This is a genomic window from Sphingomonas sp. TZW2008 (assembly GCF_002117915.1).
Classification (GTDB): domain Bacteria; phylum Pseudomonadota; class Alphaproteobacteria; order Sphingomonadales; family Sphingomonadaceae; genus Sphingomonas.
In genome coordinates, this window is the sequence record NZ_BDJB01000008.1 from 348,862 (window position 1) to 366,978 (window position 18,117).

Consider the following 18,117-nt stretch of genomic DNA (forward strand, 5'->3'; position numbering starts at 1 on the left):
AGAGAGGACCGCGGCGTTGCGTAAGCTCGAGCATTTTCCCAACCTCGTGACGATGTTCTTCACCCGCGCGGCGGAGAAGGGCGACGCGCCGTTCCTGTGGGCGAAGCGCAACGGCGCGTGGCGGGCGACCAGCTGGGCCGAGGCGGCGCGGCAGGTGGCGAGCCTTGCCACGGCGCTCAAGGCGCAGGGGGTGCAGCCCGGCGACCGCGTGATGCTGGTGAGCGAGAACCGCCCCGAATGGTGCCTGAGCGACCTCGCGATCATGGCCGCGGGCGCGATCACCGTGCCGACCTACACTACCAATACCGAGCGCGATCACGCGCACATCATCGAGAATTCGGGCGCACGCGCCGTCATCGTCTCGACGCAGAAGCTCGCCGACGTGCTGCTGAAGGCGGTGCTGCGCACGACGCATATCGAAACCGTCATCGCGATCGAGCCACTGCGCCCGCGCCCGTCGGGGGTGCGCAGCTGCAACTGGCACGGCCTAATCGAGGATCATCCCGCCGATCCGGCGACGATCGCGGCACAGGCGACGTTCGCGCGCAGCGATACCGCCTGCATCATCTATACCTCGGGCACCGGCGGCGCGCCGCGCGGCGTGATGCAGCATCACGGCGCGATCCTGCACAACGTCGCGGGGTGCGCCGACGTCATTTCGGAGGATCTCGGCTGGGACGACGAGGTATTTCTATCGTTCCTGCCGTTAAGCCACGCGTACGAGCATACCGGCGGGCAGTTCGTGCCGATCGGCATGGGCGGGCAGATCTACTATGCCGAGAGCCTGGAGAAGCTCGCCGCGAACATGGAGGAAGCGCAGCCGACGATCATGTTCGTCGTGCCGCGTCTGTTCGAGGTGCTGCGCACCCGCATCAGCAAGACGATCGCCAAGCAGGGCGGCCTGTCGCAAAAGCTGCTCGGTGCGGCGATCGAGATTGGCGAGAAGCGCGCCGCGGGGACGTTGCGCCTGGCAGATCGCCCCAAGGCGCTGGTCGTCGACCGCCTGTTCAAGCCCAAGATCGCCAAGCGGTTCGGCGGCCGGATGAAGGCGATGGTATCGGGCGGCGCGCCGCTGACGCCCGAGGTCGGCATCTTCTTCCAGTCGCTCGGCGTCCGCTTCCTACAAGGCTACGGCCAGACCGAGGCTGGGCCGGTGATTTCGTGCAACCGGCCAAAGGTGGGCGTGACGGTCGACAGCGTCGGCCCGCCGCTGCCCGCGACTGAGGTGCGGATTGCCGACGACGGCGAGATCCTGGTCCGCGGCGAGCTCGTCATGCACGGCTATTGGCGCAATCCCGCCGAGACGGAGCGCGTGCTGCAGGACGGCTGGCTGCATACCGGCGATATCGGCGTGTTCGACGCGGCGGGGCGGATCAAGATCACCGACCGTAAGAAGGATCTCATCATCAACGACAAGGGCGACAATATCGCCCCTCAGAAGGTCGAGGGGATGCTGACGCTGCAGCCCGAGATCCTGCAGGCGATGATCGCCGGCGATCGCAAGCCGCACATGGTGGCGGTGATCGTGCCCGATCCGGAATGGACGCAGGAATGGTGCGCGGCGAGCGGCACACGGTGCGATTTCACGACGCTGGCGCAGAACAGCGATTATCGCACCGCGATCGGCCGCGCGGTCGAGCGGACCAACAAGGAATTGTCGGTAATCGAGCGCGTCCGCCGCTTCATCCTCGCCGACGCGCAATTCACGATCGAGAACGAGCAAATGACGCCGAGCATGAAGATCCGCCGCCACGTGCTGCGGCAGGTGTACGGCGAGCGGCTCGATGCGCTCTACAAGAACTGATCCGTCGCGATCCCGCCCCGGCCGTCACCGGGGCGGGACCGCATCACTTCGCGGCGGTCTTCGGTAGCACCACTAGCGTCCAATCCTTGTCGGGGCGCAGATACTTCGCCGCCGTCGCCTGAAGGATCGCTGGCGTGATCGACATATAGTCGCTCACCAGCGTGCTCGCCCCGGCGAGACGCTTGGGATCATACGCACCGCCGCTCGTTTGGATCAGCCAGAACTGGTTCCCCGACGAGGCGCGCGACAGATATTGCATCATCGGCCCGATCGCGCGGCGAAGCTCGTCCTGATCGACCGGCTTGGCGACGAGCTCGGCGGCGATCTCGCGGCTTAGCTTGTAGAACAGATCGACGTTGGCGGGCGCGACCTGGCCGACGGCGATGAACCGCCCGCCCGATTGCAGGCCGAGCGGCCACTGGCTCGCCGCGCTCGGGCTGTAGCTTGCACCGGCGACCGACCGCAGCCGGTCGAACAGCCGGTCGCCGAAGATTGCCGACAGAATGTCGAGGCGGCGGCTCTCCGCGATGCCGTCCGTCCCGCCGCCGGTCGGCCATGCGATGACGGCGGCGGCCTGCGTATCCGCGCCATTGTGGGTAAGGACGACGGGCTGCGCGTTGTGCGCCGGGAACGCGGCGGTCGGTGCGACGACGGGCGCCTCGGTGCGCGGTTTCAACGCCCCGAACGTCCGTGCCACGGCGGCGATCGCCTCGTCCGCCTTCACGTCGCCGAACACGTCGACCTCGACCGGCCCGGTCGCGAGCAGCGGTTCCCACAGCTTGCGGAACGCCTCGGGCGTCAGCGCGTCGATCTCGGCGCGGGTCGGCGGGCCCCACCGCGGATCGCCGGCGCGGATCAACCGCTCGAGATCGCGCGAAAGGACGCCGTCGGGCGACGATTCGAACCCGGCGTATCCTGCCAGCGCGCCCGCCTTGGCGCGCAGCACCGGCGCCGGATCCCAGCGCGGCGCGACGAGCTTCGCCGCCATCAACGCGAGGTTGTCGGCATAATCCCCCGGCGTCGTCATCGCGCTCATCACGAAGGCATCATCGGTCAGATCGAAGTCGAGCCCCATGCGCCGCCCGGTGGTGAGCGCGTCGAGATCGCCCTGGCTCCATTTGCCGATGCCGCTCTGCACCAACGCCGAATCCGCCGCCCACGCCGCCGTCGAGCGGTTACTCGGCAGCGCGGACTGGCCGCGCCCGAAGCGCACGCGCAGGTAGACGCGCCCGGTTTCCGACGAGTTCGCGTAGAGCAGCATGCGCGTGCCGTTGGCGAAGGTGACCTTCTCGACTCCCGGATCGCTCACCGCCTCACGCACGGTGACGGTGCCCGGCTTGCCGAGCTTGGGCAGATCCTTGAAATCGACCTTCGCCTGCTGCGCGCGGCGCCCGGCGAGCTTCGACACGTCCGCGGACAGCGCCGCGGCGAGCTTGGCGGCGGCGGTCGGATCCGCGGCGCGCGTGTTGAGCAACGCGCGTTCGGCATCGCCCTTGAACACGCGGCGCGTCGATTCGAGGATGCCGGCGGCGGAGAACATGCCCTTCTGCCGCGCGGCGAGGAAAATGTTGTACGATTCCTGCGGGCCGGCAACCGTCTCGCGGATGTCGAGCGCCTGCACCATGTCGTCGGCCTGTTTCGCGCCAGCCTCGACGCGGGCAGTCTCGACGTCGTTCTTCATCGCCCCGTCGAACTCGGCGGTCTCGCGATCAACCTCGGCCTGCGTCGGCGCGGTCGCCATCGCATCTGCGATCACCGCGCGCACATCCTTTACCGCGGCCTCCCAATCATCGCCGATCGGCAGGATGCTGGTGAAGGTGCCGTTCGCCGAGCGCGCGACGTCGTCGAGGCTGACGCTCGCCTGCAGGAAGCTGCCGCCGGCACGCGCGCGCGTCTCGAGCCGGCGGTTGATCACGCGCATCGCGACGAGGTCGACGAGCCGCTTCTGGTTGAAGATCACCGTGTCGTCGCGATACGTCCACGGGCGCAGCGTCGCGGCAATGACGAGCGGCGGCAGCGACGCCTCGCTGATCGCTGCGGTCTTGGTGGCGTTGGGATCGGGCTTGCCGAAGTCTGGCTCGGCGGGATCGGGGCCGACGCCTTTCCAGCCGCCGAAGTTCTTGACGACGAGCCGCGCCGCGATTGCCGGATCGATGTCGCCCGAGATGATCACCACCGTCTTCGACGGACGATACCAGCGATCGTGGAACGCCTTCACGCTCCCGGCGGTCGCCGCCTCGAGCGTCTTGACGTTACCGATCGGCGAACGATCCGCGAGCGGCTGGCCGGCGAAGAACAAGGCGTTGCGCGCGTCCGACAGCCGCACCTGCGGCCCCGGCGCCTCGCGCTGCTCGGCAAGCACGGCGGGGCGCTCGGCGGCGAGCCCCTGGTCGTTGATGCCGGGTTCGGACATCATGCCGGCGAAAATCTTGAGGCTCTCGTCGAGGTTGGTCTCGGTCGCGGCCGGGAGGTCGAGCTTGTAGACGGTCTGCGTCGGTGTGGTGGAGGCGTTCGAATCCGAGCCGAAGGTGGCGCCGAAGCGCTGCCACACGCGCTTCGCCTCGCCGTCCGGCACGTATTTCGATCCCCGGAACGAGAGGTGCTCGATGAGGTGCGCGTAACCGCGCTCGCTGTCGGTCTCGTTGAGCGACCCGGCGTCGATCCTTACGCGCACCGCGACCTGCCCGGGCGGCACGCCGTTCTTGCGCACCGCGTAGCGCAGCCCGTTGGGCAGCGCACCGAAGTTCCACGCCGGATCGGGCGGAATGTCCGACCCTTTGAACAGCCACGGCGCAGTGTCGACGCGGATCGTGGAGGGATCGACCACAGTGGTCTGCGAAGGCGCCGGCGGCGCCGCGGCCGGCGCTGCTGGCCGGACGGGCTTGCGGGCTGCCTGCTGGCCGATGGCGGGAACGACGGCAAGGAGCGAGACGGCGGCGAACGACGCGCCGAGCGCGCGCGGGAAAGCGATCATGCGGACGATTGTAGCCACCCGCGTGCATCGTTGCCACACCCCGGCGCGATCTTTCGAGCAACGCGTCGATGCCACGTTTTCGTCGCGAATCGACTCTAAGCGACGGCGCGAAGCCGCAAATTTGGTCGGCCGCCCTTGCAATGCGCGGCTCAACGATGCGCGTGCGGCGCCGGACGGATATCAGGATGGCAGGCACGATCAGTAGCGCGCGGCCGCAATTGCGGCAGGATCACGGCGACATCGCCGTGCGCCGCGGTGCCGACGACGTGCCCGTCGATCAGCGCCCTGCCCCCTGCGCCGCGCCCCTGCCGATCGCCGATCCGCTCGTCGGCGACATACCCGCACCGCCGCGCCCGTTGGCGATCCGCGCAAGCAAGTGGATGCGCCGCGGCCTCGATCGCGTGATCGCCGCGTCGTCGCTGGTGCCCAACACACCGGTGCTCGACGTCCGTGCCTTTCCCTGGACCCAGGCACTGCGCGACAATTGGCACGCGATCCGCGACGAGGCGGTGGAGGTCGCGCTAGCCGGGCAAGCGAGCCCGAGCCTCGCCGCCATCTCGCCCGACCACCGCCGGATCGCGGCGCGCGGCATGTGGCGCTCGTTTTTCCTGTGGGGGCATCGCGAGCGGATCGACGAGAATGCCGCCCGCTGCCCGGTGACGAGCGCGCTGGTCGGCGCGATCCCGGGATTGAACAGCGCGTTCTTCTCGATTCTGGCGCCCGGCACGCGCATCCCGGCGCATCGCGGGCTCACCAAGGGGCTGATCACCTGTCACCTGGCGCTGGTGGTACCGCGCGACGGCGACGCGCGGATGCGGATCGCCGACCGCGTCGTGCGCTGGGCCGAGGGCGAGACGCTGGTGTTCGACGATACCTACCCGCATGAGGTGTGGAACGACACCGCCGGCACGCGCGTGGTGCTGCTGCTGCAGGTCGCCCGGCCGCTGCGTAATCCGGGGCGTTGGATCGCCGAGCGTTTCGTCGCGGCGGTGCGCGGCTCGGCATCGGTGCGGCACGTGCGCGAGAACATCGCCGCCTGGAATGCCGCGGTCGCGCAGCGCGATCGCCGCGCCGCCCGTCAGCCGCTCTGAGGCCGCACCAGCACCGCGCCGAGCCCAAGCCAGTCTGCCACCTGCTCCAACGCCGCGCCGAGCCGATCCGACGTCTCCGGCGGCGCGCCCGGCTCGAGGTGGCACGATTGCACGCGCAGCCGGGAATGCGCGCGGTCGGCCTTCAGGTCGACGCGCGCGACGAGCCGGTCGCCGAGCAGGAACGGCAGGACGTAATAGCCATGCAGGCGCTTCGCGGCGGGCACGTAAATTTCGATGCGGTAGCGGAAACCGAACAGCCGCTCCGCCCGCGCGCGCTCCCAGATCAGCGGATCGAACGGCGCGAGCAGCGCCTGCGCCTCGATCCGGCGCGACCGGCGTGCGCGGTGGTGGAGGAACGCCGGCGGCCAGCCATCGACCGAGACGGGCACCAGCGTGCCTTCGGAAACGAGCCGCGCGATCGCGGCAGTGCCCTCGGCCGGCGAAAGGCGAAAATAGTCGCGCAGCTCGCCCGCGGTGGCGACCCCAAGCGCGCGCGCTGCCCGCTCGACTAGCGCCGCCTGTGCGCTCGCCGCGTCGGGCGTCGGTAGGTCGAGGATGGCGCGCGGCAGGACGCGCTCGGGAAGATCGTAGACGCGCTCGAACCCACGGCGGCGCGAGGCGGTGGTGATGTGGCCGGCATAGAACAGCCATTCGAGCGCCTGTTTCGCGCCGCTCCACGCCCACCAGCCGGTGCGCCCCGTCTCGATGTCGGACGCGGCGAGCGGTCCGTCCGCGCGGATGCGATCGAGCAGCACCATCGCCTCGCCGCGGCGCTCGGTCGCGAACGCGCGCATCGCGGCCGAGCGCATCTCGCCGCGATCGGCACGCGCCATGCGCCAGCGCAGCAGCGGATGGAGGTCGAGCGGCAGGAGCGATGCCTCGTGCGCCCAATATTCGAACATCCCTCGCTGCCGCCCCCTGCCCCACGCGGCGCGATCGAACGTTGCGGTGTCGTACGCGCCGAGGCGCGAGAACGCCGGCAGATAATGCGCCCGCGCGAGCACGTTGACGCTGTCGATCTGGTGCAGCGCGAGCCGATCGAGCGTACGCCGCAGATGGCCGTCGGTGACGCGCGCGGGCTTGCGCGTACCGAACCCCTGCGCGGCTAGCGCAATGCGACGGGCGGCGGCAGGACTGATCCGTTCGGTCATGATCGCGCCACACCTAGGCCAGGCAGCCGAGCTGCGCGACGGGAAACCATTCCTTTCGCCGCTGGCGCTTGATCGCCCGCCGCACGCGGGCCACATGGCGGCCATGCTGATCGAGACCGAACCGACCCCCAATCCGGCAACGCTGAAGTTTCTGCCGGGACAAACCGTGATGGACGCCGGCACGCGCGATTTCGCGACGCCGGAAGAGGCCGAAGCCTCGCCGCTGGCCGATGCGCTGTTCGGCCTGGGAGACGTGACAGGCGTGTTCTTCGGGCGCGACTTCGTGTCGGTCACCGCGGCGCCGGGCGTCGACTGGCGCGGGCTGAAGCCCGACGTGCTGGCGATCCTGATGGACCATTTCAGTGCGCAGATGCCGCTGTTCCGCGCGCCGTCCGCCGGCTTCTCGGTGCCGGCCGCCGAGGAGGCCTTCGCAGATGATCCCGCGGACGCCGAGATCGTCGAGCAGATCAAGGACTTGATCGACACGCGCGTACGCCCGGCGGTGGCGAACGATGGCGGCGACATCGTCTATCGCGGCTTCGACAAGGGCAAGGTGTTCCTGCGCATGCAGGGCGCCTGCGCCGGCTGCCCATCGTCCACCGCGACGCTGAAGAACGGGATCGAGCAGCTGCTGCGCTACTACGTGCCTGAAGTGACCGAGGTTCGCGCGGTCTGATCCGCCGTTCAGCATCTGCCCGGAGTTCATCGATGACTACCCCGCTCGACGACGTCGCTCTCGATCGCCTCTTCCGCGAGGGCCGCACCTATAACGGCTTCACCGACGAGCCGGTGACCGAGGCGCAGCTCCGCGCGCTCTGGGATCTCGTCAAGATGGGGCCGACGAGCGCGAACCAGCTACCAGCACGGTTCGTGTGGTGCGTGAGTCAGGAGGCGAAGGAGAAGCTCGCGGCGTGCGCGAGCGACAGCAACGCCGACAAGATCCGCCGCGCGCCCGTGTCGGTGGTGATCGGCATGGACACCAACTTTCACGAGCACCTGCCCGAGCTGTTCCCGCACGCCGATGCGAAGAGCTGGTTCGACGGCAATGCCGAGCTGCGCGAGGCGTCCGCGTTCCGCAATTCCTCGCTCCAGGGTGGCTATTTCATCCTCGCCGCGCGCGCACTCGGGCTCGATACGGGGCCGATGAGCGGGTTCGACGGCGGCGCGGTCGATAAGGCTTTCTTCGCCGATCAGCCCGGCGTGCGGGTGAACTTCATCTCCACGCTCGGCCACGGTGATCCGGCGACGATCTTCGATCGCAGCCCGCGGCCCGCTTTCGAAAAGTTCAACCGCATCGCCTGAAACGGGTTGAGCGTCGCGCGGCCGGTGGCAAAGGAGCGGCATGTCGCGCACGCTCGTCATCGAAACCGCCACCGCCGCCTGCTCGGTCGCGCTGCTGGAAGACGGCGCGCTGATCGCCGCGCGCCACGAAGTGGTCGGCCGCGGGCATGCGGAACGATTGGTGCCGATGATCGCGGAGCTTCCCGAAGGCGGTCGCGCCGCCGCGATCCTCGTCGACGTCGGGCCGGGTAGCTTTACCGGCATCCGCGTCGGCATTGCGGCGGCGCGCGGACTGGCGCTCGGCTGGGGCGTGCCAGTATGCGGCTATTCCTCGATGAGCGTGGTGGCCGCTGGCGCGTTCGCGCGCGGCATGGCGAGTCCGCTTGCCGTCGTGCTGGAAGGCGGGCACGGTGAGGTGTTCATGCAGGGATACGTCGCCTCCCCGATCGTTCCGTTCGATACGCTGGTCTCGCTTCGCCCCGAGGCCGCGATCGCGGCGCTGGGCGGGCGGTCTGCGATAGGCAGCGGGGCACGCCGGCTGCTCGCCATCGATGGCGCGTTGGACGTGTGCGATGCTTTGCCGGATGCCGCCAACGCGCGGCTGTTGCCGCCGGACCTTACCGATCTGCCGCCGCGCCCGCTTTACGGCCGCGCGCCCGATGCGAAACTGCCGGCGTGAGCACCGGCCTGCGCATGGTGGAATTGGTCACAGGGAGCGCGGCCGATATCGCCGCCGTCGAACGCGTCATGCAGGAAGCGTTCGAACCGCGCTTCGGTGAGGCGTGGACGCGCACGCAATGCCTCGGCATCCTCGGCATGCCGGGCATTTGGCTGACGATGGCGCGCGTGGACGGCGCGATCGTCGGCTTCGCGCTGGCGCGGCTGATCCTCGACGAGGCGGAGCTGCTGCTGCTCGCGATCTCGCCCCGCTACCGTCGTCGCGGGATCGGCGCAGCGCTGCTGCGCAGCGTGATCGCCGAGGCGCGCGGGCGCGGCGTGACCGTCGTTCACCTTGAGGTGCGCGCGGGCAACGGGGCGATCGCGCTCTACCAGGCGCACGGCTTCAAAAAGACGGGCGAGCGACGCGACTATTATCGCGGGCGCGGCGGCGAGAGCTTCGACGCGCACAGCTACGCCGTCACGCTGGCCTGATCTGGCGGACGCAATTAGCGGCTTATCGCTTGTTGCGAGTCGGTAGCGCTTTTCGCAACAAGCCCGCGCCACTACATGAACGGCATGCCACGCAAGATTGACCTCGAGACCCTGTGCCAGGAAAAGGGCCTGCGCATCACCGAGCAGCGCCGCGTCATCGCGCGCGTCCTGTCCGAGGCGGACGATCATCCCGACGTGGAAAAGGTGTACGAGCGCGCATCGTCGATCGATCCGGGGATCTCGATCGCGACGGTGTACCGCACCGTGCGCTTGTTCGAGGAAGCCGGCATTCTCGACCGGCACGATTTCGGCGATGGCCGTGCGCGCTATGAGCCCTCGCCCGAGGCGCACCACGATCATTTGATTGATGTGGAAACCGGCCGCGTGATCGAATTCGTCGATCCCGAACTCGAGCTGCTTCAGAAGCAGATCGCCGAACGCCTGGGCTTCCGCCTCGTCGATCATCGCATGGAGCTCTACGGCGTCAGCCTGAGCCGAAACGACTGACGCCGGCGGGCGCGCGCCACGGCGCGCCCCTCCCTTCAAACATCAGGACGCTTGAAATACACCGCAGGCAAGCCGGCCGCCGCTGTTGCCCGACGGGTCGGTTTTTAGATCGTCCGGCCCGGCATGAACGATGAACGCCGCGCCGTCGGTGTCGAGCAACCCGGCCATCGTTGCGCCCGGCACGGTGGCAGCGACGGTGCCGCGGCCGCCCGAATCGACGATCAGATTGGGAATGTCGCCTTGGTGCGGCCCCTGCGGGTTCATCGATCCATGCTTCATCGCCGTGGGGTTCCAATGCCCGCCCGCGGTCTCGAACGTCGGCGCGTCGCAGCGACCCGTGGTATGGACGTGAACGCCATGCGTGCCCGCGGGCATTCCAGACACGTCGACTGTGAAGCGCAGGCCACCGGCGACCTCGGTCGCGGTGGCGCGGCCGGCGTCGGCACCCGCCGCCGTCTTCAGCATTGCGCTCGCCCCGGCACCGCCGGCCACCGGCATGCCGGTTTCCAGCTTGTCCTCGTTGCACGCGCCCAGTGCCAGGGTGCACGCGCCGACACCGGCGACCATCATCAGACGGATCATCTTCATCTCCCGTTACGCGGGGGCAACGAGGGTCGCGACTGCTGGTTCCGCCATCAGCCGGCGGGGCGCGCCATCATCAACGCCGCGCGCGTCGTGCGGCAGACGACCTCGTCACGCTGATTCAGCCCGACGTGCTCGAAGGTAACGATGCCCTGCCCCGGCCGCGACGCCGACGGGCGCAGCGCCTTCACCTCGGTTTCGACGCGGATCGTGTCGCCGGCGAACACCGGCTTGGGAAACACCGTTTCGCTCATGCCGAGATTGGCGATGGTCGTGCCGAAGGTCGTGTCCTGCACGCTAAGGCCGATGACGAGGCCGAGCGTGAAGAGCGAGTTGATCAGCGGGCGGCCGAATTCGGTCGTCTCGGCATAAGCGTGATCGATGTGCAGCGCGGCGGGATTGTAGGTCAGCGCGGAGAACAGCATGTTGTCCGCCTCGATCACCGTCCGGCGGATCTCGTGGACGAAGCGCTGCCCGATCTCGAACTGCTCGAACCAGAGCCCGGCCATCAGCCGCGCGCCCGGGCGATGAGGCGGATCAGGCGGCGGCATTGCGCGCGCTGACGCACGATGCCGGTGACGAGCAGGACGTTGAGCACGGTGATCTCCACCAGAAAGAACCAGATCGGGCTGCCGGCCAGCATGCTGAGCCCGAGCATGACGGTGCGCGGATTGGCGCCTAGCGCCGCCGGAATGCCGAGGATCGCGGGGCCGCTTTCCCGCGCGAGCCGGGCGATCCGCTGCCGCTCGTGCGGATCGATCTCCGCGCCAGCGACCAGCGCGTTGACGCGGTCGGTCGCGCCGGTGACGAGGCCCGAGAGCAGCAGGTAGAGCGCGCTGAACGCTCGGCCAGGCCCGCGCGGCACGCCGCGATTGTGCTGCAGCCACGGCACGCCATAGGCCCACCATTGATAGCTGCGTCGCGAGCTTTCCGCGAACACCGACTGCATCACGCGCGACAGCCCGGCGGCGACCGCGAGCACCCACGCGCCGATCCCGATCGTGTCGTCCAGCGCGGTGGCGAGCAGGACGTAGAGGATGATGTGCCCGCCGTAATCGCACAGCCCATCGACGAGCTCGCCAATCGGGCTCGCCCGCCCCGTCATCCGCGCCAGATCGCCGTCCGCCCCGTCGACGACGTGCCACAGCAGGTGGAGCAGGAACCCGCCGGCGATCGCGGCCGGCGTGCCGACGCGCGCGTAGAGGATGCCTGTCGTCACCACCATCGCGGCGCCGAACAGCGACACCATGTTGGGCGTTACCGGCGTACGCGCGAGCGCGGTCGCGAGCCGGCGCGCCGCGGGATGATATAGAACGCGATTCAAAAAGCCTTGCAGTTCGCGCGGCTTTCCCGTCACAGTCGGTCGCAATTCGATCGTCGCCACTTTTCGCGCCCCCTTGGGCGTGCCCCTAGCACTGCCATGCGTCGCTTGACAGGCGTCGCGCATCTGTCACGACGCTGCCATTCTTTTGTCATCGCCGGGCGGTTCCCCGGCGCTCGGGGGTTTGCATAGAAATGGCGACGATCAAGGTTGCGGTTATCGGGGTCGGCAATTGCGCGTCGAGCCTGGTACAGGGCAAGTATCACTATGCCTCCAGCAACACGGCGCACGGCCTGATCCACGAGGAGATCGGCGGCTATCGCGTGTCCGACCTCGATTTCGTCGCGGCGTTCGACGTGGATTCGCGCAAGGTCGGTCAGGATCTCGGCAAGGCGATCTTTGCCAAGCCGAACTGCACAAAGGTGTTCCACGCCGACGTGCCCGATACGGGCACGGTCGTGAAGATGGGCGCGAAGCTCGATGGCGTCGCCAAGCACATGCTGACCGCGGCGAACGATCGCGGCTTCGAGATCGATGACACGCGCGACGCGTCGAAGGCCGAGATCATCGCCGAGCTGAAGGCGTCGGGTGCGGAGATCCTCGTCAACTTCCTGCCCGTCGGCAGCCAGGATGCGACCGAATTCTATATGGAATGCGCGCTCGAGGCGGGCGTCGGCGTCGTCAACTGCATGCCGGTTTTCATCGCCAGCCGACCGGAGTGGGAGAAGAAGTTCGCCGACGCCGGGCTGCCGATCATCGGCGACGACGTAAAGGCGCAGGTCGGCGCGACGATCGTCCACCGCGTGCTGTCGAACCTGTTCCGCCAGCGGGGCGTGACGATCGATCACACCTACCAGCTCAACACTGGCGGCAACACCGACTTCATGAACATGCTCGACCGCAATCGCCTGTCGAGCAAGAAGGAGTCGAAAACCGAGGCAGTGCAGGCGGTGCTCGCCGAGCGGCTGGCGGACGAGAACATCCACGTCGGGCCGTCGGACTACATTCCGTGGCTGCACGACAACAAACTGTGCTTCCTGCGGCTCGAGGGCAATTTGTTCGGCGATGTGCCGATGAACCTCGAACTGCGCCTGTCGGTGGAGGATTCGCCCAATTCCGCGGCGGTCGTGGTCGATGCGATCCGCTGCGTGAAGGTGGCGCTCGATCGCGGCACCGGCGGCGCGCTGACCGGCCCGTCGGCGTTCTTCTGCAAGCACCCGCCCGAGCAGTTCACCGATGACATCGCCGCGCAGCTGACCGACGAGTTCATCCACGCCGACGCGCGCCTCGCCGCCGAGTAAGCGGGCGGCGCGACCCAGGGCAGCGCAGTGAAGGCGCTCATTGTCGCGGCCGGCTATGGCAGCCGGCTGCGATCGATCTCCCCGTCGAAGCCGCTGACCGCGGTCGCCGGCGTGCCGCTGATCGCGCGCGTGATCGCCGCGGCGCGAGCGGGCGGCGCGACCGGGTTCGTCGTGGTTACCGGGCACGAGGGCGCTCAGTTGACCGCCTTCCTCGATGCGCTCGATCCGGCGATTACCTGCGTCGCGACGCCCGATTGGAACCTCGCCAACGGCCACTCGGTGCTGACCGGTGCGGCGGTGATCGGCGCCGCACCTCACCTGCTGATGATGGCGGATCATCTGTTCGACCCCGCGATCGTCCGCACGACCATCGCTGCCCCCGCAGCGGCGTTGACGCTGGCGGTCGATCGCCGCCTCGCCAATCCGCTGGTCGACCTCGACGACGTCACGCGCGTCCGCACCGACGGCGATCGTATCGTCGCGATCGGCAAGCATCTTCCCGACTATGACGCCTATGACTGCGGCGTGTTCGCCGTCGATGGGCGGTTCCATGACGCGTTACGGTGCTCGATCGCCACCGGCGGGCCGGGATCGATCTCCGCCGGTGTCGAGGCGCTGGCGGCGCGCGGCGAGGCACGCGTCATCGACGTCGGCGACAAGTGGTGGCTCGACGTCGACGATCCGCGCGCATTGGCACAGGCTGAAGCGGCACTCGCCTGACCCTTCGATGCGAAGCGATCGCAAGTGAAACAAGCCGCCACGTGACCGGTTCTACTGTCCGAACCTTGAAGGACGGGCAAACGATGACGACGGCGCAAATCTATCGCGACCTGAAGGCCGATCACGACAAGCAGCGCGCGATGCTCAAATCACTCGGCGAGCTTCGCGGCGATACCGACAAGCGCAAGCAGCTGTTCGAGGAATTCCGGCTCGAGCTGCAAAGCCATGCCGCGGCGGAGGAGGAATCGCTCTACGCCGTGATGCTCGGCAAGCCCGATCTGCGCGACGACGCGCGCCACTCGGTCGCCGAGCACAAGGAGGTCGACGACCTGCTCGGCGAGCTGATGGACATCGATTTCGGATCGGACGAATGGGAGTCGAAATTCTTCCACATGCGCCACCGCTACGAACATCATATCGAGGAAGAAGAGGAAGAGATGTTCCCGGCGGCCGACGCCGCGCTCGACGACAAGGTCGAGGCGGAGATGGCGGACACCTACGAGGAGCGTAAGCCCAAGGAGCTCGAGCTCGCGCGTGACAATCCGCCAGGCAGCGACGAGCGCGACTGAACGACGCGGCGGCGCACGGCGCGATGCGTCTCGTAACCCTGGCGACGCCCGACGATTTTGACGCGTGGCGCGATCAGGCGCGCGCGCTGGCGAGCGACGACGTGCCGCCGGAAGACATCGTATGGCAGGTGGGATCGCAAGTCGGCGACCTGTTTGCCGCCGGCGCGACGCCGCGCCACGATGCCGTCGGCGCGCCGCTCAAGGTGCCGCGCGGCTTTATCGATCTCGCGCGCAACGCCATTCTGCACCGCGATCCTGAACGGTTCGCGCTGCTCTACACGCTGCTCACCCGGCTGCGGCGCGAGACGGGACTGATTGAGGATCACGCCGATCCGCTGGTGCGCCGGCTGGAGGGCCTTGCAAAGCACGTGCGCCGCGACATCCACAAGATGCGCGCCTTTGTCCGGTTCCGCGAGGTCGTAGACCAGGGCGACAGCCGCTATGTCGCATGGTTCGAGCCCGATCACCATATCGTGCGCGCCAACGCCGCCTTCTTCGTCAATCGCTTCGCCAGCATGCGCTGGTCGATCCTGACGCCCGAGGTATCGCTGCACTGGGATGGCGCCGCGCTCAGCGAAGGACCAGGCGCGACCAAGGCGGATGCGCCCGACGGCGATCCGATCGAGGAGGTGTGGAAAACCTATTATGCGTCGATCTTCAACCCGGCGCGCGTCAAGGTCGGCGCGATGCTGAAGGAGATGCCGCGCAAATACTGGAAGAACATGCCCGAAACCGCGCTCGTCCCCGGACTGCTCGCGCAGGCGCAGGCACGGGAGAGCGGGATGATCGAGAAGGCACGGACAACGCCCGGCGGCAACAGCGAGATCGCATGGGACGCGCTGCGCGAGGAGGCGCTGGGGTGCACGCGCTGCCATCTCTATCGCCCAGCGACGCAGACGGTGTTCGGCGAAGGGCCGGTATCGGCCGCGATCATGTTCGTCGGCGAACAGCCGGGTGATCAGGAGGATCTGGCCGGGCGCCCGTTCGTCGGCCCCGCGGGGCAGGTATTCGATCGGGCGCTCGGCGAGGCCGGGATCGACCGCGCCGAAACCTACGTCACCAACGCGGTGAAGCACTTCAAGTTCGAGCCGCGCGGCAAGCGGCGCATTCACGCCAAGCCCGACGCAGGCGAGATCGAGGCGTGCCGCTGGTGGATCGAGCAGGAGCAGATGCTGGTCCGGCCAAAGGTGACGGTGGCGCTCGGCGCCACCGCCGCGCGATCCTTGTTCGGCAAGACGATGACGATCAGCCGCGAGCGCGGCCGTGCGCTCGCCCTGCCCGAAGGCGGCGAGGCGTGGATCACGGTGCATCCGAGCTACCTGCTGCGGCTGCCCGACGAGGCCGCGCGGACGGCAGAATATGCCCGCTTCGTCGAGGATTTGAAACTGGCCAAGGCGGCTGCCGCCTAGCGCCGGCTTTCACGAAGCGATCGGCACGGCAGTTCGCCGATCAGACCGCCACGCGATCCGCGACGTTTCGTTACCCGGCCGCTCCCCGGATTGACCGGCGCTGCGGCTTCACGCAGGGCGCGCGCCATGATCGAGAAGATTATCGCGGCACTGTTCGTCTTCGTGGTGGGAGTCATCCGCGCGGGTGGCTATTGGGGCGTTGCCCTGCTGATGGCGATCGAGAGCGCGTGCATCCCGCTGCCGTCGGAGATCATCATGCCGTTCGCCGGCTATCTCGCGTCGACGGGCGAGATGAACCTCTATCTCGCCGCGACGGCGGGCGCGCTCGGCTGCAATCTGGGCTCGATCGTCGCCTATGAGGTCGGGCGCCGCGGCGGGCGGCCGATGGCGGAGAGATGGGGCAAGTACGTGCTCGTCGGTCCGGCTGAGCTCGATCTCGCCGATCGCTTCTTCAACCGCTGGGGCGCGGCGGCGATCCTGATCGGGCGGATGCTGCCGGTGATCCGCACCTTTATCGCCTTCCCCGCCGGCGTCGCGCGGATGAAGCTGATCCCGTTCCACGTCTATACGTTCATCGGCTCATGGCCGTTCTGCTACCTGCTCGCCTGGGTCGGCGCGAAGCTGGGCAGCGCGTGGCATACCGATCCGCGGCTGAAAGCGGCGTTCCATCAGGCGCATATCGTCATCGGCGTCGCGATCGTCGCCGCCGGCGCATTCTACCTGTGGCACAAGTTCCACGGGCTGAAGAAGCACTGATCGCGATCGGCGGCGCTGCACCGCCGCCGGTTGCACCGCCGCCAGTTCAGCGCAGGCCGAGCATCTTGTGCGTCTGCAACGACAGGCGCCAGCGCGGCCGCTCCATCACCAGCGCCATCGCCGCTGCCTGGTTCGCCGCGGCGTTCGCGTCGTCGAGCGGCTGGATCAAATGGTGGTGGAAATCCCACCCCTCCATCGCCGCGACGTCGCTGCCCGGCTGCGGCCACACCAGCTTCAGCTCGTTGCCTCGTCGCTGCACCGTCGTGCTGCCCGCCTTGGGGCTGATGCACACCCAGTCGATCTCAGGATGGACGGGCAGCGTGCCGTTGCTCTCGATCGCGATGAAGAAGCCCGCGGCGTGCAGCGCATCGACCAGCGCGTCGTCGACCTGCAACATCGGCTCGCCCCCGGTCAGCACGACGAAGCGATCCGCCTCACCGCCGTCCCACATCTTGACGGCGGCCTCGGCGAGCCCGGCGGCATCGGCGAAGCGCCCGCCGCCCAGCCCGTCGATCCCGACGAAATCGGTGTCGCAAAAGCGGCAGATCGCGCTCGCGCGATCCTGCTCGCGCCCCGACCACAAATTGCATCCGGCGAAGCGAACAAACACCGCGCGTCGTCCGGCCTGCGCGCCCTCACCCTGCAGGGTGAGGAACATTTCCTTGACCGCGTAGCTCATCAGGGTGCCGGCGGGGTGACCGCATAGGCGGTGGGATCGGCGATCTCGGCGTCGTCGAAACCCTTGTGACGCAACCGGCAGCTGTCGCACAGCCCGCAGTGGAGCCCGCCCGGCGCGGGATCGTAGCACGACCAGCTGATCCCGAGATCGAGGCCGAGCCTTGTGCCCTCGCGCACGATATCGGCCTTCGTCATGCTCTGCAGCGGCGCATGGATGCGGAACGGCTTCCCCTCGACGCCGGCCTTGGTGGCGAGTTCGGCCAGCGTCTCAAAGCCGGCGATGAACTCAGGCCGGCAATCGGGATAGCCCGAATAATCGAGCGCATTGACGCCGATGTAGAGCGAACGCGCACCCGACGCCTCGGCCCAGGCGAGTGCGAGGCTGAGGAACACGGTGTTGCGCGCCGGCACGTAGGTGACGGGAATGTCGCTGCCCACGCCGTCCTTCGGCACCTCGATATCCGCCGTCAGCGCCGAGCCGCCGAACGCCGACAGATCGATCGGCAGGACGACGTGGCGCGTTGCGCCGAGCAGCCGAGCGATGCGGCGGGCGGCGGCAAGCTCGACTTGGTGGCGCTGATTATAGTCGATCGAGAGCGCGAGCAGCGGATGCCCCGCCTCGCGCGCGAGCGCGGCGGACACCATCGAATCGAGCCCGCCCGATACGAGCACGACGGCCGGCGCGAGCGCGGCAGAGGATTGATCGCTTGTCATGATCGCGGCGCGGCTAGGCCGATTGGCCCCGCGTTGCAAGAAAAAGGCCGCTCGAGCGATCGAGCGGCCAGGCTGCCCGCAAGGGCAAAAATCTAGAGAGGGTCATG

19 protein-coding genes are annotated in these 18,117 nt (G+C 68.3%); 12 read left to right on the forward strand and 7 right to left on the reverse strand.

The genetic code is table 11. The annotated features are described in order from the left end of the window. Positions 1-16 precede the first annotated feature (16 nt). Positions 17-1,804, forward strand: a complete 1,788-nt coding sequence (locus tag B7L05_RS11645) for a long-chain fatty acid--CoA ligase (RefSeq protein ID WP_085810563.1) — start codon at positions 17-19, stop codon at positions 1,802-1,804. Positions 1,805-1,847: 43 nt separating this feature from the next. Here the strand turns inward: B7L05_RS11645 and B7L05_RS11650 are convergent, their stop codons facing one another. Continuing rightward, a complete protein-coding gene (locus B7L05_RS11650; protein ID WP_085810422.1) occupies positions 1,848-4,778 on the reverse strand; it encodes a pitrilysin family protein in 2,931 nt (976 codons plus the stop codon). Between the two features lie 185 nt (positions 4,779-4,963). Between B7L05_RS11650 and B7L05_RS11655 the strand changes: the two genes are divergently transcribed. After that, positions 4,964-5,869 (forward strand): aspartyl/asparaginyl beta-hydroxylase domain-containing protein, encoded by a 906-nt coding sequence (locus B7L05_RS11655; protein ID WP_085810423.1) that lies wholly within the window; start codon positions 4,964-4,966, stop codon positions 5,867-5,869. On the opposite strand, the gene B7L05_RS11660 is transcribed toward B7L05_RS11655, so the two are convergent. After that, the gene (locus B7L05_RS11660) at positions 5,857-7,020 is read right to left on the reverse strand and encodes a winged helix-turn-helix domain-containing protein (protein ID WP_085810424.1); all 1,164 of its coding nucleotides are present in this window, start codon (positions 7,018-7,020) and stop codon (positions 5,857-5,859) included. The two genes, B7L05_RS11655 and B7L05_RS11660, sit on opposite strands and share 13 nt — an antisense overlap. Positions 7,021-7,123: 103 nt before the next feature. On the opposite strand from B7L05_RS11660, the gene B7L05_RS11665 reads away from it, so the two are divergent. From B7L05_RS11665 to B7L05_RS11685, 5 genes are all read left to right on the forward strand, one after another. Next, positions 7,124-7,696, forward strand: coding sequence for a NifU family protein (locus B7L05_RS11665; protein WP_085810564.1), 573 nt, complete (start codon positions 7,124-7,126; stop codon positions 7,694-7,696). A gap of 32 nt (positions 7,697-7,728) precedes the next feature. Then, entirely contained in the window at positions 7,729-8,322 is a 594-nt protein-coding gene (locus B7L05_RS11670; protein WP_085810425.1) for a malonic semialdehyde reductase, read from the forward strand. A gap of 40 nt (positions 8,323-8,362) precedes the next feature. Continuing rightward, positions 8,363-8,980, forward strand: coding sequence for a tRNA (adenosine(37)-N6)-threonylcarbamoyltransferase complex dimerization subunit type 1 TsaB (gene tsaB, locus B7L05_RS11675; protein ID WP_085810426.1), 618 nt, complete (start codon positions 8,363-8,365; stop codon positions 8,978-8,980). Continuing rightward, positions 8,977-9,453 (forward strand): ribosomal protein S18-alanine N-acetyltransferase, encoded by a 477-nt coding sequence (rimI, locus tag B7L05_RS11680; protein ID WP_085810427.1) that lies wholly within the window; start codon positions 8,977-8,979, stop codon positions 9,451-9,453. Before tsaB ends, rimI begins: the two co-directional genes overlap by 4 nt. 84 nt (positions 9,454-9,537) lie before the next feature. Next, positions 9,538-9,960 (forward strand): Fur family transcriptional regulator, encoded by a 423-nt coding sequence (locus B7L05_RS11685; RefSeq protein ID WP_085810565.1) that lies wholly within the window; start codon positions 9,538-9,540, stop codon positions 9,958-9,960. 42 nt (positions 9,961-10,002) lie between these two features. On the opposite strand, the gene B7L05_RS11690 is transcribed toward B7L05_RS11685, so the two are convergent. From B7L05_RS11690 to B7L05_RS11700, 3 genes are read right to left on the reverse strand one after another with little or no spacing between them, the layout of a single operon-like run. Then, complete coding sequence (locus B7L05_RS11690; RefSeq protein ID WP_375601258.1) at positions 10,003-10,542, reverse strand: superoxide dismutase family protein; 540 nt, start codon at positions 10,540-10,542, stop codon at positions 10,003-10,005. A 53-nt stretch (positions 10,543-10,595) separates the two neighbouring features. Continuing rightward, on the reverse strand, positions 10,596-11,051 hold the full coding sequence (locus B7L05_RS11695; protein ID WP_085810567.1) for a MaoC family dehydratase: 456 nt from the start codon (positions 11,049-11,051) through the stop codon (positions 10,596-10,598). Continuing rightward, complete coding sequence (locus B7L05_RS11700) at positions 11,051-11,866, reverse strand: CDP-alcohol phosphatidyltransferase family protein (RefSeq protein WP_179187198.1); 816 nt, start codon at positions 11,864-11,866, stop codon at positions 11,051-11,053. The genes B7L05_RS11695 and B7L05_RS11700 overlap by 1 nt, the downstream gene beginning before the upstream one ends. Before the next feature lie 191 nt (positions 11,867-12,057). Between B7L05_RS11700 and B7L05_RS11705 the strand changes: the two genes are divergently transcribed. The 5 genes from B7L05_RS11705 to B7L05_RS11725 all read left to right on the forward strand — a co-directional run bounded on the left by B7L05_RS11705 (position 12,058) and on the right by B7L05_RS11725 (position 16,618). Then, positions 12,058-13,164, forward strand: coding sequence for an inositol-3-phosphate synthase (locus B7L05_RS11705; protein WP_085810429.1), 1,107 nt, complete (start codon positions 12,058-12,060; stop codon positions 13,162-13,164). Between the two features lie 27 nt (positions 13,165-13,191). Next, positions 13,192-13,884, forward strand: a complete 693-nt coding sequence (locus B7L05_RS11710) for an NTP transferase domain-containing protein (RefSeq protein WP_085810430.1) — start codon at positions 13,192-13,194, stop codon at positions 13,882-13,884. An 83-nt stretch (positions 13,885-13,967) separates the two neighbouring features. Continuing rightward, positions 13,968-14,453, forward strand: coding sequence for a hemerythrin domain-containing protein (locus tag B7L05_RS11715; RefSeq protein ID WP_085810431.1), 486 nt, complete (start codon positions 13,968-13,970; stop codon positions 14,451-14,453). A gap of 23 nt (positions 14,454-14,476) precedes the next feature. Beyond that, complete coding sequence (locus tag B7L05_RS11720; RefSeq protein ID WP_085810432.1) at positions 14,477-15,862, forward strand: UdgX family uracil-DNA binding protein; 1,386 nt, start codon at positions 14,477-14,479, stop codon at positions 15,860-15,862. A 126-nt stretch (positions 15,863-15,988) separates the two neighbouring features. Further along, the gene (locus B7L05_RS11725; RefSeq protein ID WP_085810433.1) at positions 15,989-16,618 is read left to right on the forward strand and encodes a DedA family protein; all 630 of its coding nucleotides are present in this window, start codon (positions 15,989-15,991) and stop codon (positions 16,616-16,618) included. Positions 16,619-16,664: 46 nt separating this feature from the next. Here the strand turns inward: B7L05_RS11725 and queE are convergent, their stop codons facing one another. Further along, on the reverse strand, positions 16,665-17,297 hold the full coding sequence (gene queE, locus B7L05_RS11730) for a 7-carboxy-7-deazaguanine synthase (RefSeq protein WP_085810434.1): 633 nt from the start codon (positions 17,295-17,297) through the stop codon (positions 16,665-16,667). Further along, complete coding sequence (gene queC, locus B7L05_RS11735; protein ID WP_085810568.1) at positions 17,297-18,010, reverse strand: 7-cyano-7-deazaguanine synthase QueC; 714 nt, start codon at positions 18,008-18,010, stop codon at positions 17,297-17,299. The genes queE and queC overlap by 1 nt, the downstream gene beginning before the upstream one ends. Positions 18,011-18,117 lie beyond the last annotated feature (107 nt).

What these genes read in the sequence shown, in the direction of transcription:
- B7L05_RS11650 (WP_085810422.1), bottom strand. Translation starts at nt 4,778, where the DNA reads ATGATCGCTTTCCCGCGCGCGCTCGGCGCGTCGTTCGCCGCCGTCTCG.
- B7L05_RS11655 (WP_085810423.1), top strand. Translation starts at nt 4,964, where the DNA reads ATGGCAGGCACGATCAGTAGCGCGCGGCCGCAATTGCGGCAGGATCAC.
- B7L05_RS11660 (WP_085810424.1), bottom strand. Translation starts at nt 7,020, where the DNA reads ATGACCGAACGGATCAGTCCTGCCGCCGCCCGTCGCATTGCGCTAGCC.
- B7L05_RS11665 (WP_085810564.1), top strand. Translation starts at nt 7,124, where the DNA reads ATGCTGATCGAGACCGAACCGACCCCCAATCCGGCAACGCTGAAGTTT.
- B7L05_RS11670 (WP_085810425.1), top strand. Translation starts at nt 7,729, where the DNA reads ATGACTACCCCGCTCGACGACGTCGCTCTCGATCGCCTCTTCCGCGAG.
- tsaB (WP_085810426.1), top strand. Translation starts at nt 8,363, where the DNA reads ATGTCGCGCACGCTCGTCATCGAAACCGCCACCGCCGCCTGCTCGGTC.
- B7L05_RS11685 (WP_085810565.1), top strand. Translation starts at nt 9,538, where the DNA reads ATGCCACGCAAGATTGACCTCGAGACCCTGTGCCAGGAAAAGGGCCTG.
- B7L05_RS11690 (WP_375601258.1), bottom strand. Translation starts at nt 10,542, where the DNA reads ATGATCCGTCTGATGATGGTCGCCGGTGTCGGCGCGTGCACCCTGGCA.
- B7L05_RS11695 (WP_085810567.1), bottom strand. Translation starts at nt 11,051, where the DNA reads ATGGCCGGGCTCTGGTTCGAGCAGTTCGAGATCGGGCAGCGCTTCGTC.
- B7L05_RS11705 (WP_085810429.1), top strand. Translation starts at nt 12,058, where the DNA reads ATGGCGACGATCAAGGTTGCGGTTATCGGGGTCGGCAATTGCGCGTCG.
- B7L05_RS11715 (WP_085810431.1), top strand. Translation starts at nt 13,968, where the DNA reads ATGACGACGGCGCAAATCTATCGCGACCTGAAGGCCGATCACGACAAG.
- B7L05_RS11720 (WP_085810432.1), top strand. Translation starts at nt 14,477, where the DNA reads ATGCGTCTCGTAACCCTGGCGACGCCCGACGATTTTGACGCGTGGCGC.
- B7L05_RS11725 (WP_085810433.1), top strand. Translation starts at nt 15,989, where the DNA reads ATGATCGAGAAGATTATCGCGGCACTGTTCGTCTTCGTGGTGGGAGTC.
- queE (WP_085810434.1), bottom strand. Translation starts at nt 17,297, where the DNA reads ATGAGCTACGCGGTCAAGGAAATGTTCCTCACCCTGCAGGGTGAGGGC.
- queC (WP_085810568.1), bottom strand. Translation starts at nt 18,010, where the DNA reads ATGACAAGCGATCAATCCTCTGCCGCGCTCGCGCCGGCCGTCGTGCTC.